This window comes from Sphingobium xenophagum (assembly GCF_002288285.1).
GTDB lineage: Bacteria > Pseudomonadota > Alphaproteobacteria > Sphingomonadales > Sphingomonadaceae > Sphingobium > Sphingobium xenophagum.
Genome location: NZ_CP022746.1, coordinates 144,048 through 155,758, shown reverse-complemented (window position 1 = coordinate 155,758; position 11,711 = coordinate 144,048). Strand labels below are relative to the sequence as shown.

The 11,711-nt window shown below is 62.9% G+C and carries 9 protein-coding genes; 6 read left to right on the top strand and 3 right to left on the bottom strand.

Features of this window, described 5'->3' with window-relative positions:
- Positions 1-124 precede the first annotated feature (124 nt).
- From CJD35_RS15560 to CJD35_RS15540, 5 genes are read left to right on the top strand one after another with little or no spacing between them, the layout of a single operon-like run.
- A complete protein-coding gene (locus CJD35_RS15560; protein ID WP_017180924.1) occupies positions 125-1,327 on the top strand; it encodes an acetyl-CoA C-acetyltransferase in 1,203 nt (400 codons plus the stop codon).
- A gap of 31 nt (positions 1,328-1,358) precedes the next feature.
- Positions 1,359-3,527 (top strand): 3-hydroxyacyl-CoA dehydrogenase NAD-binding domain-containing protein, encoded by a 2,169-nt coding sequence (locus CJD35_RS15555; protein WP_174703663.1) that lies wholly within the window; start codon positions 1,359-1,361, stop codon positions 3,525-3,527.
- Positions 3,524-4,681, top strand: coding sequence for an acyl-CoA dehydrogenase family protein (locus CJD35_RS15550; protein ID WP_009823744.1), 1,158 nt, complete (start codon positions 3,524-3,526; stop codon positions 4,679-4,681). Before CJD35_RS15555 ends, CJD35_RS15550 begins: the two co-directional genes overlap by 4 nt.
- Positions 4,682-4,704: 23 nt before the next feature.
- The gene (locus CJD35_RS15545; protein WP_095687228.1) at positions 4,705-5,583 is read left to right on the top strand and encodes a MaoC/PaaZ C-terminal domain-containing protein; all 879 of its coding nucleotides are present in this window, start codon (positions 4,705-4,707) and stop codon (positions 5,581-5,583) included.
- Entirely contained in the window at positions 5,580-6,407 is an 828-nt protein-coding gene (locus CJD35_RS15540) for an SDR family NAD(P)-dependent oxidoreductase (RefSeq protein WP_017180927.1), read from the top strand. The genes CJD35_RS15545 and CJD35_RS15540 overlap by 4 nt, the downstream gene beginning before the upstream one ends.
- 35 nt (positions 6,408-6,442) lie before the next feature.
- On the opposite strand, the gene CJD35_RS15535 is transcribed toward CJD35_RS15540, so the two are convergent.
- From CJD35_RS15535 to CJD35_RS15525, 3 genes are read right to left on the bottom strand one after another with little or no spacing between them, the layout of a single operon-like run.
- Positions 6,443-6,949, bottom strand: coding sequence for a nuclear transport factor 2 family protein (locus tag CJD35_RS15535; protein ID WP_017180928.1), 507 nt, complete (start codon positions 6,947-6,949; stop codon positions 6,443-6,445).
- A 44-nt stretch (positions 6,950-6,993) separates the two neighbouring features.
- Positions 6,994-7,770, bottom strand: a complete 777-nt coding sequence (locus CJD35_RS15530; RefSeq protein ID WP_017180929.1) for an SDR family oxidoreductase — start codon at positions 7,768-7,770, stop codon at positions 6,994-6,996.
- Entirely contained in the window at positions 7,767-8,768 is a 1,002-nt protein-coding gene (locus CJD35_RS15525; RefSeq protein WP_017180930.1) for a quinone oxidoreductase family protein, read from the bottom strand. Before CJD35_RS15525 ends, CJD35_RS15530 begins: the two co-directional genes overlap by 4 nt.
- A 216-nt stretch (positions 8,769-8,984) precedes the next feature.
- Here CJD35_RS15525 and CJD35_RS15520 point away from each other — a divergent pair, with 216 nt between their 5' ends.
- On the top strand, positions 8,985-11,666 hold the full coding sequence (locus CJD35_RS15520; protein WP_026002033.1) for a winged helix-turn-helix domain-containing protein: 2,682 nt from the start codon (positions 8,985-8,987) through the stop codon (positions 11,664-11,666).
- Positions 11,667-11,711 lie beyond the last annotated feature (45 nt).

Here is an 11,711-nt window from a genome sequence, read left to right as displayed (position 1 = left end):
CTATCGATGATGATCAGATTGCAGCCATCGCCTCTGCCTGCGCCTTTCGTTGGATAGGTGCAGCTTTGCCTTCCGGGTCCAAGAGCAAGGGCAGAGATTTTGTATCACTGTGCGGGAATTCACGATGGAAGCCTATGTCTACGATCATGTCCGGACGCCGCGCGGGAAGGGCCGCCCCGATGGCGCGCTGCACGAGATCACCTCTGTCGAAATGGCGACGCAGCTGTTGAAGGCGCTCCAGAGCCGCAATGATCTCGACACTGGACTGCTCGACGATGTGATCATCGGCATGGCCCAGCCCGTCGGTGAACAGGGCGGCGTGCTGGCGCGCGCGGCGGTGTTGCAGGCCGGCTATGCCCAGACGGTCGCGGGCCAGCAAATCCATCGCTTCTGCGCCACCGGCCTGGACGCCGTCAGCCTGATCGCGGCGCAGGTTCATTCGGGCATGATCCAGGCCGGCATCGGCGGTGGCGTCGAGTCGATGAGCCGCACGGTCATGGGGTATGACTCGGGCGCGTGGACGTCGGATCCGTCGGTCGCCTTCAGCAATTATTACGCCCCGCAGGGCATCGGCGCCGACCTGATCGCTACCCTGGACGGCTACACGCGCGAGGATGTCGACAATTTCGCCGTCGAGAGCCAGCGCAAGGCTGCCCATGCCTGGGAAAACGGCTATTTCAAAAACTCGATCGTGCCGATCAAGGATGTCCTGGGCGACGTGGTGCTCGATCATGATGAGCATATGCGGCCCGGCACCACGCTGGAAAGCCTCGCCAAGCTCAAGCCCGCTTTCGAAGGGTTCGGCAAGGCCGGGTTCGAGGCAGTGGTGAAGGCTAAATATCCCGAAATTGAAGAGCTGAACTATGTCCATCATGGCGGCAACAGCTCCGGTATCGTCGACGGCGCCGGACTGGTTCTTGTCGGGTCGAAGGAATTTGGGGAAAAGGCAGGCCTCAAGCCGCGCGGTCGCATCCGGTCCTACGCCAATATCGGGTCTGAGCCGACGATCATGTTGACGGCGCCGGCGGCGGTCTCTCGCAAGGCGCTCAAGGCGGCCGGCATGACCGAGAAGGATATTGATCTCTGGGAACTGAACGAAGCCTTCGCCAGCGTGGTGATGCGCTTCCAGCGGGAGCTGAATGTCCCCGACGACAAGATCAACGTCAATGGCGGGGCGATCGCGATGGGTCATCCGCTGGGCGCGACCGGCGCGATGATCCTGGGCACCGTGCTGGACGAGCTGGAGCGGCGCGACGCGGAGACCGGCCTTATCACCCTGTGCGCGGCCAACGGCCTGGGCACGGCTGCCATCATCGAGCGCGTTTGAGCGCGAACAGAACTTTAGAGCGGGACATCCCATGAAGACTATGCGACTGGAAAAGGCCGAGGACGGCTTTGCGATCCTGACCCTCGACGCCGAAGGCTCGATGAACGTCGTCAACGACGCTTTCATCGCCGGCATGGAAGCGGCGACGAAGCAGATTGTCGTGGACGAAAGCATCAAGGGCGTCATCCTGACGTCGGCCAAGAAGACGTTCATGGCCGGTGCGGACCTCAAGCAGCTGGTGAACGGGTTCGGCACGCTGACGCCGCAGGAAGCCTATGCCTTTTCGAAGCGCGCCACCGACATGCATCGTGCCATCGAACAATCGGGCAAGCCCTGGGTGGCGGCGATCAACGGCCTGGCGCTGGGCGGGGGTTTCGAGCTGGCGCTGGCGTGCCACCGGCGCATCCTGGCGGATGATGCCAAGGCGCAGGTCGGTTTGCCCGAAGTCAATGTCGGTCTGCTGCCCGGATCGGGCGGCACCGTGCGGTTGGGCATTATCGCAGGCATGAAGATCGCGCTGGACCTGCTGCTGTCGGGCCGCTCGGTGGGGCCGCAGGAAGCGCTCAAGCTCAAGATCGTGGACGAGGTCGTCCCGGCGGACAAGCTGATCGACGCGGCCAAGGCGTGGCTTGCGACCGGGCCGGATCCGGTCAAGCCCTGGGATGTCAAGGGTTGGACGCCGCCGCAGAAGAAGGGCATGACCGTCCCTGAGGATTCGGCCGCCTACATGATGTATACAGGTGGCCTGGCCAAGGGGGGTTACAATCAACCTGCGCCCGCCGCGATCCTGAACTCGGTGTTCCACGGCTTGCAGTTGCCCTTTGACAAGGCGCTGGCGGTGGAGGGGAAATATTTCGCCAAGCTGCTGACCGATCCGGTCGCGCGCAACATCATCCGCACCACCTTCATTTCGAAGCAGGCGGCCGAAAAGGGCGCGCGTCGTCCCGAAGGCTTCCCGAAGTTTGAAGCGAAGAAAGTGGGCGTGCTGGGCGCGGGCATGATGGGCGCGGGCATTGCGTTCGTGTCCGCCAATGCGGGTATCGACGTCGTTCTGATCGACCGCGACACCGCGACCGCGCAGAAGGGCAAGGACTATTCGGCCAAGGTGCTGGGCAAGCTGGTCGAAAAGGGCAAGCTGACGCAGGACAAGGCGGACGCCGTGCTCGCCCGCATCACCCCGACCGACGACTTCGCGCTGCTCGATGGCTGCGACATGGTGGTCGAAGCGGTGTTCGAGGATACGGCGATCAAGGCCGAAACCACGAAGAAGGCCGAAGCGGTGCTGCCGGCACAGGCCATTTTCGCGTCCAACACCTCGACCCTGCCGATCTCGCAGCTCGCCCAGGCGTCGCGGAGCCCGGACCAGTTCATCGGCCTGCACTTCTTTTCGCCGGTCGACCGCATGGGGCTGGTCGAGGTCATCATGGGCAAGCAGACCAGCAAGGAGACGCTGGCCAAGGGCCTCGACTTCATCGCGCAGTTGCGCAAGACGCCGATCGTCGTCAACGACAGCCGTGGCTTCTACACCAGCCGCGTGTTCCAGATGCTGATCCACGAAGGCGCGGCGATGCTGGCGGAGGGCGTTCCCCCCGCGGTGATCGAAAACGCGGCCAAGGCTGTCGGCATGCCGGTCGGGCCGCTGGCGCTGCTGGACGAACTGACGCTCGACCTGCCGCTCAAGATCGTCGACCAGGCGATCGCCGAGGAAGGCGATAAATATACGCCACCCGCAGGCACTGCCGTCATGCGGCGGATGAAGGACGAGATCGGCCGGTCCGGCCGGAAGACCGGCGGGGCGTTCTATGATTATCCCGAAGGCGGCAAGAAGCATCTGTGGAAGGGCCTGGCCGATCATTTCCCGGTCAAGCAGGACTGGGATGTCGAGGAACTGAAGAAGCGCTATCTCTATGCGCAGGCGATGGAAACCGCCCGCTGCCTGGAGGAAAATGTGCTGGAAACTCCGCAGGACGCCGATCTGGGTGCGATCTACGGCTGGGGTTTCCCGGCCTGGACCGGCGGGACGATCAGCTACATTGACACGATCGGCATTAAGAAGTTCGTTGAGGAATCCGATAGGCTCGCCCAGCTTTATGGCCCGCGCTTCCTGCCGTCCGCATGGCTGCGCGACAAGGCGGCAAAGGGTGAGGATTTCTACACGCCCGCGAGCGAAACCAGGGTCAAGGAGCCAATGCCGGCATGAAGCGCCTGATTTTCGAGCAGGAGCATGAGCAGTTCCGCGACTCCGTCGTCAAGTTCATGACGACGGAGGTGGGCGCTCACGCCGAACGTTTTCGCGAGCAGGGCATGGTCGACCGTGAGCTGTTCCTGAAGGCGGGCGAGCAGGGCTTGCTGTGCACCTGGGCGGACGAGAAATATGGCGGGGCGGGGATCGACGATTTCCGCTTCGAGCAGATCATCATCGAGGAGAATATGCGCCACGGCGACATAGGCTTCTACATCAACCTGCATAATGATCTGGTCGCGCCCTATATCGCCAAGCTCGGCACCGACGAACAGAAGGACCGCTGGATGCCAGGCATCGTCAGCGGCGAGAAGATTCTGGCCGTCGCGATGACGGAACCGTCCACCGGCAGCGACCTGGCGGGTATGCGCACCAGCGCGGTGGACAAGGGCGACCATTGGCTGTTGAACGGCGCCAAGACCTATATTTCCAATGGCATTTTGGCCGATCTGGTCGTCGTGGCCGCGCGGACCGACCCCAATAGCCGCCACGGTCTGGGCCTTATGGTCGTCGAACGCGGCATGGAAGGGTTTGAACGCGGGCGCAAGCTGGCGAAGATGGGGCTCAAGGCGCAGGACACGGCCGAGCTCTTCTTCAACGATGTCAGGGTGCCGAAGGGGAATGTGCTGGGCGATCCGGCCCAAGGCTTCAAATATCTCGCCCGCTTCCTGGCGCAGGAGCGGCTGGTCGCGGCCATCGGCTTCATGGCGACGGCGCAGACCGCATTCGACATCACGCTCGACTATGTGAAGGAACGCCGGGCCTTCGGAAAGCCGATTGGCGCGTTCCAGAATACGCGGTTCAAGATGGCTTCGATGCGGGCCGAACTGGACGCGCTTCAGACCTATGTCGACCAGTGCGTGATGCTGCTCAACGCGGGCGAGTTGACCGCAGAAGACGCGTCGGCGGCCAAACTGCTGACCAGCGAACTGGAAGGCCGGGTGATGGACGAATGCGTCCAGCTTCATGGCGGGGCGGGCTATATGGAAGAATATCGCATCAGCCGCATGTATACTGACGCCCGCATCAGCCGCATCTTCGCCGGAACCTCGGAAATCATGCGCGAAATCATCGGTCGCGGACTGGGCCTGGACGAGCGTAAGCTGTCCTGACCGCAAAACCGGGGGTGGGTCGAATGCTTGATGTCGAACGATTGCGCGGCTTCCGGGTGCCGGAAGCACAGGATGTTTGCGATCCGCGATCCGCTATTCTCTACGCGCTGGGTGTCGGCGCTGGGCTGGGCGCGATCGATGAACGGCATCTGGTCTTCGAACGCGATCAGGCCGTGTTGCCGACCATGGCGCTGGTTCTGGGAACACCTGGCTTCTGGCCGATGGCGCCGGAACTGGGCTGGGACTGGCCGCGCATCCTGCATGGCGAACAGACGCTGAAACTGTTCCGGCCGCTCGAACTGGGTCAACTGGTGAACGGCCGGATCGAGATTGTCGGTCTCGCCGATAAGGGGGTAGGCAAGCCCGCCCTTGTGCGGGCAAAACGCGTGATCACCACGCCGACGCACCGGCTGATCGCCGAGATGGAGGAAGTGTGGGTCTTGCGAGGAGCGGGTGGTTTTGGCGGGCCGCGTGATCTGGACGGACCGGCGCCGGTCGTCATGCCGGATGCGCCCGCGGACGCCTGTCTTGACCTTCCGACGGCTTCCAATCAGGCGATGCTCTATCGCCTGACCGGCGACCGCAACCCCCTGCATATCGATCAAGGCACGGCGCAGGCGGCGGGTTTCGATCGGCCGATACTGCATGGCCTTGCCACCATGGGTCTGGTTGGGCGCGCGTTGATCCATCTGTGCTGCGGCGGCGATCCGGGTTTGTTGACCGACATGCGGGTGCGTTTCACCGCGCCGGTCTGGCCGGGTGAAACGGTTCGGACGGAAATCTGGCGCCGGGGCGACGCCGTATCGTTTCGGGCTAGCGTGCCTGACAGGAATAGCATCGTCATCGATGGCGGCGAGGCCCGCATCGGTGGTTTCAAGGAAGAACGGGACGTATTGAAGTGAATATATTGGATGGCAAGGTCGCACTGGTGTCCGGCTCAGGACGGGGCATTGGGAAGGCTATCGCGCTGAAACTGGCAAGCGCCGGCGCCCATGTCGTGGTGAACGACCTGGACGAGGATGTGGCAAAGGCGACGGCGAGTGAAATCGAAAGCCTTGGCGTCCGCGCCGTGGTGTGCGTGGGCGACGTGACGGATGCCGATTTCGGCGACAAATTTGTAGGAGCGGCGGTCGCGCATTTCGGCACGATCGACATCATCGTGAACAATGCGGGCTATGCCTGGGACTCGGTTCTTCAAAAGACGAGCGACGAGCAGTGGATGGCCATGCTCGACGTTCATCTCAATGCCCCTTTCCGTATATTGCGCGCCGCGCAACCGGTAATCGCCGCCACGGCGAAGAAGGAGGCTGCCGAACATGGTCGTCCCACACGCCGCACGGTCATCAATATATCGTCCGTGGCGGGTCTTGGCGGCAATGCCGGTCAGTCGGGCTATGCGGCGGGCAAGGCGGGGATCGTCGGTCTCACCAAGACGGTGATGAAGGAATGGGGGCGACATAATGTCACCGTCAACGCGGTGGCTTTCGGCGCCATCATGACGCGCATGACCGCGGGCGAGGCGGGCAGCACGACCATCAGCGTCAAGGGTCGGGACATCAAGGCCGGCGTCAGCGACGAAATATTGGAAGCCATGGAAAAGGGCATTCCGCTGGGCCGTGCCGGCACGCCGGAAGAAGCCGCCGGCGCCGTCTACCTGCTCTGCCTGCCCGAAGCCGATTATATCACCGGCGAGGTGATCGTCGCGGGCGGGGGCTGGAAACTCTGACGATATGATGGGCGGGCCTTGGCGCCCGCCCTCGGTCAGGCGGGCCAGCCAGGCGTGCGGCCCTGCATCGCCTGAAAGATGGCACGCATGGGATCGGGTACGGATCCGGCGCCGATGCCAGTGCCGAAATTGATCCCCCGCCGCTCATATATCCGCCATCCCTGGGCCGTGCGCCGCAGCCTGTCCTCATAGCCGCCCACGGCCAGAAGGTCCGTCGGGCGCAGCGGATCGGCACCGGGGATATCGAACCACTGCCAGGCCATGACTCGGCTGGCTGCGCGCGCTTCGTCGCCATTCACCTCTATCACCACATTGGTGATGTTGTGCGAACAGCCCATTAGAGCGCCCTGATAACCCATGCACTGGGCATGGATGGCTTCCCGTCCCACGGAACGCGCGCTGCCAAAGTCGATCGATCCATCCTCCGTGAATACTTCCTCAGCAATACGGTGAAACTGCATCGAATCTACCAGATGGGCGTAAAGATAGAGGCATTCCTCGATCGCGAGGCGGTCCGCCAGCATGGCGAGGTCGATCATCATGGCGAATAGCTTTCTTTACCTGACGTGAGCGTGGGGGGCTTATTTCAGCCGCAGCCAACGACCCCGCCGTCGACCGGAATCTGGGCGCCGGTGACATATGCGCCCGCGCGCGAGCACAGGAAAATGACGATGCCGGCGATATCGTCCGGTGAACCCAGGCGTTGGAGCGGAATATGCGCCAGCAGGGCAGGATCGACCTGATCCTCATCCCGCATATGCGCCGTCATTTTGGTTGGGAAGAAGCCGGGAATGACCGCATTGACGGTGATGTTGCGCGCCGCCAAATCGCCGGCCAGATCGCGCGTCATCATATGGACCGCAGCCTTGCTCGCAGCATAGCTGTACGCGCTGAGCCGCTCTGTCTTCATCCCCGCGACCGAACCGATGTTGATCACCCGCGCCGGATCGCCAGCCTTTCCGGACGCGCCGAGTTCGGGCAGGAGTTCCCGGACCATGGTGAACGGCGTCTGGACGTTGACGGCCATCACGCCCGGCCAAGCCTTGTCGGGGAAGCTGTCGATCGGCCCGCCCCAGGTCTTGCCCGCATTGTTGACCAATATATGGCATTCGCCGACCGCTTCGCGATAACGGGCGACGAGGTCGACCGCCGCCTCGGGCGTTGACAGGTCGGCGGGGAGGGGGATGCACGATCCCAGCGCCGCCATTTCCCGTGCCGCCTCTTGGCAGATGTCGACCTTGCGGGATGTGATCGCCACTGTCGCGCCAGCCCGCAGCAGACCTTCGGCGATCATGCGGCCCAGACCTTGCGCGCCGCCGGTAACCAGCGCCTTTTTGCCAGTCAGGCTGAACAGATCGCTCACATCGTCACCACGACTTTGCCGAACTTGTGCTGGTCGCGCAGATGCAGAAGCGCCTCTTTGGCCTGGGCAAGCGGATAGGTCGCCTCGATCACCGGCTTGATGGCATGTTGCTCGGCAAAAGCGAGCATTTCCTTGAAGTCCTGAGGATCGCCGACCTGGCTGCCGACGATGCTGGCGCTCTTGAGGAAGATGTCGGTGGCGTTGAACTTGATCTCATTGCCGGCGGTGGACCCGTAGATGACGATCCGCGCGCCCGGATTGATCGCGCGGACATAATTGGCGAAGCTCGGCGATGGCGCGCCGTCCAGCACCACGTCGATGCCGCCGGTGAGTTTGCCGACCTGCTTGCGCCAGTCGGGATCGGTGTACAGCAGGCCGCCCTTCGCCCCCATGGCCACGGCACGATCGATCACGTCCTGGTTTTCGCCGGTGACATAGACATTGGCGCCCTTGGCCACGGCGAAGGCCAGGCCGAATGTGGCCACGCCGCCGCCTACGCCGCTGATGAGCAGCGTCTCTCCCGCTTCCAGCCGTCCCTTGAACATCAGCGCGCGCCACGAGGTCAGCGCCGTCAGCGGCATGGCCCCGGCTTCCTCGAAACTCATGAAGGCCGGCTTGGGCGCCAGATTGTCGACCGGAACGCAGATATATTCGGCGATCGTCCCAGCGAAGGGCATACCGAGCAGGCCGAAATCGGCGGCCGGCGCGTGGCGGTTCGGCCCCCAGTTGCGTGCAGGATAGAGCACAACCTCATCGCCCTCGCGGACGCCGGTGACGCCTTCGCCGATCATGTCGACCACGCCCGCACCATCACAGCCCAGCGTGATCGGAACCGTCATCCCGGGATATTGCCCGTGGGTGATGAACAGTTCACGATGGTTTACGGATGCGGCCCGCACCGCGACACGCACCTCTCCCGGACCGGGCACTGGCGTGACGACTTCCGCCACCACGACGGATTCAGGGCCGTCGATCCGTTCGAGATAAAGGGCCTTCATGGTCAACCTTTCCTAATATCCTGCTCGGCGCCGCGGTCTGTATGGCAACACCGGCTGCATAACGACCTCAGCTTCCTGGGCGGAAAGCTGGACATTTTTCCATGTCATTGGGAACCTATCTGCCGATAGGAAAAAGGGATTGCGTTATAGATTTATCGCGCAGAATATATTTCGCATAACAAACGAATCGCGCCAAGGGCGTTAGGAGAGAAGAGCATGACCGTCGTGCCCACAGCTATCTTGCCACCGCGTTCGACTCATATGCCGATCCGGCGGGCCGCATTGGTAGCGCTGACGGAGAGAGTGGGGCAGTCGCGCATGACCGCAGTGTCTGCACCAGCTGGGAGCGGAAAAACGACCGCAATGCTGTTCTGGGCGGATGAACTCAGAGCGCAGGGGCGCCCCGTTTTGTGGCTCGCGGCCAGGGCAGGCATAAAAAATAAGCGGTCCTTTCTCCAGGCGCTCAAGGCCGCAGGTATTGCGGCCGGCATGCCGTGGGACGCACTGGACAGTGACGCCTCCGACGAAAGCTGGCTATCCGCCCTCGCGACGATGGGCAGTGCAAAGCCGGTCATCATCGTGGATGACGCGCAGTTTCTGGCCAAGCCCATTCTGGAATTTTTGGCGCAACTATCGTCGAGCGCGCGCGACGCATTGACCATCATCATCGCCGCGCGCGGTACTGTCGGCCTGTCGTTGGCGCGAATGCGTGCGCTCGGATTCCTGGTCGAAGTGGGCGTCGCCGATCTGTCCTTCACCTTGGCGGAAGCGACGGAACTGGTCACGCGGTCAATCGGGTCGCCGGTGGATTCGCGCGACCTTCAGGACATTGTGGGCGATACCCAGGGCTGGGTTTCCGGCATCGTTATTGCCTGCGATCTCTATCGCCGCACCAGCGACAGCGCGGTCAAGCTCCGGCTGACTGGTCTGCGTCCCGAATTTGCCGAATATTTCCATGATGAAGTGTTAAGTTTGCAGCCCGACGACGTCCGCCGCTTCCTCGTCGACACCTCGATCCTTGATGAATTGACGCCCTCCGCTTGCGCCGCGGTCACCGGCGACGAAAATGCGCGCGCGATGCTGGACCATGTCTTTCGTGAAGGCCTGTTTCTGAACGCGATTGATCAGGAACATAGCCGCTATGCCTATCACCGGCTGTTCCGCGAAATGGTGCTGGGCCGGCTGATCGATCGGGCGCCGGACCGCGCTGCCGTCATGCATCGACGGGCGAGCGAATATTTTGCCGAAGCCGGCCAGCTTGCCCTGGCGATCGAACATGCGCGGCTGAGCGGGGACAAGGCGTTTCTGGCCGACCAGTTGGATCGCTTGGCCGAGGGGCTGACCTATTCGGGCTATCTCTACCGCATCGACGAACTGGGCGCGGAACTGCCCTGGCCGATCCTCGCCGAACGGCCTAACCTGCTCCTGGCTCTGGCCTGGAGACGCATCCGCCAACTGGCCTTTTCATCGGCCGACAGGCTGATTTCCGCTGCGCGGCTGGCCTGTGAAGCGAAGCGCGAGGCGCAGTCCCTGCCCGCGCACGAAATCGAGCAACTGGACCTGTTGATCCGCCATCGTTTCGTCATGCTTGCGGCGGCGCGAGACGACATGGTCAGGGTCGAGGCTGATTCGGAGCCGCTGCTCGCCGAACTGGCCGATAGCCATGCCTATCTCAGCTGCACCTTGCTGGCGCAGCTCATGTCGGCGCGGCGCGAACTCTATCATTTTCAGGACATGCTCAAGCTGGAGGCGGAAACCAGCCGCGCTCTGTCGCGTCCCGGCTCGGCCTTCGCATCCATCGCCCTGAAGGCCTCGGTCGCGCCGACCATGATGGCGCAGGGCAAGATTCCCTTGGCGCAACGCTTTCTGGAAGAGGCCTTTGCGTTAGCTGTCGAAATCCATGGCGCAGGTTCCGGTCTGGCCGCGCTTCCTGCGTTGCCGTTGGCCGAACTGCTCTATGATGCAGGCGACCTGGAGCAGGCGGCGGAGCTGGCGGACCAATATCTGCCAGTGGTGCGGCAATGGGGATTTTCCGATCAGATGGCGTCGGGCTATCTGGTCAGCGCGCGCCTGCGGGCGGCAAGGGGCGATCTGTCCAGCGCACTTTCGACGCTTAACGATGCCCATCTCGTGGCGATCGAATGCGGGCTTGATCGTCTGCGCTCCTTCGTCGTGGCCGAAGAGGTGCGGCTTTTGATCAAGGCGGGGCAGATCGACGAGGCGGAGCAGCATTTCCTGGCGGGCGATCCGCAACTGGACGGCGAACCCATTCCCACCCTGCACCCGACGCGGCGCAATGAAAATATCGCGATCGCCTGGCTCAGGATCGAGATGCAGCGTCATCGGCTGGGCCGAGCGCGCAAGGTCGCCTATCGGTGGCTGGAATTCGTCAAGCGCGCGGGAGCGGTCCGATCCGCCGTAATCTTCGAATTGCTGCTGGCGGAAATCGCGGTGCTTCAGGGCAACCGCTCCGAGGCGCGCAGGGCCGTTCGCGCTGCCGTAGAGATGGCCGAACCGGCCGGCTGGGTGCGGGTCTTCGTCGATGAAGGAGAAGTGATCGCGTCTCTCATCATCGAAGCCTATTCGCAGGGGCCGGAACTGGAAACGCCGGCTGATCGCTTCGCCGTCCGCCTTGTGTCGATGTTGAGGCGGGGACCGCAGATCGAAGCGGATGAAGAAGAGGAGGATGATTTCGGCCTGACCGGGCGCCTCGCCAACCGGGAAGTGGACATTTTAACGATGGTGAGCGGAGGACTGCGCAACAGGGAAATCGGCGACCGTCTCGGCCTGACCGAAGGCACCGTCAAATGGTATATGCAGCAAATCTACGACAAGCTGGGCGTGCGCCGTCGGCCACAGGCGGTTCTGCGGGCGCGGCAGCTCGGCATCCTGCCCTGAAGCGCCCGCCGCTTCCTATCGAAGGATAGATTGCGCGGTTCGCGC

Excerpts from the sequence above, each read along its gene's own strand:
- CJD35_RS15560 (WP_017180924.1), top strand. The coding sequence starts at position 125 with ATGGAAGCCTATGTCTACGATCATGTCCGGACGCCGCGCGGGAAGGGC.
- CJD35_RS15555 (WP_174703663.1), top strand. The coding sequence starts at position 1,359 with ATGAAGACTATGCGACTGGAAAAGGCCGAGGACGGCTTTGCGATCCTG.
- CJD35_RS15550 (WP_009823744.1), top strand. The coding sequence starts at position 3,524 with ATGAAGCGCCTGATTTTCGAGCAGGAGCATGAGCAGTTCCGCGACTCC.
- CJD35_RS15545 (WP_095687228.1), top strand. The coding sequence starts at position 4,705 with ATGCTTGATGTCGAACGATTGCGCGGCTTCCGGGTGCCGGAAGCACAG.
- CJD35_RS15535 (WP_017180928.1), bottom strand. The coding sequence starts at position 6,949 with ATGATGATCGACCTCGCCATGCTGGCGGACCGCCTCGCGATCGAGGAA.
- CJD35_RS15525 (WP_017180930.1), bottom strand. The coding sequence starts at position 8,768 with ATGAAGGCCCTTTATCTCGAACGGATCGACGGCCCTGAATCCGTCGTG.
- CJD35_RS15520 (WP_026002033.1), top strand. The coding sequence starts at position 8,985 with ATGACCGTCGTGCCCACAGCTATCTTGCCACCGCGTTCGACTCATATG.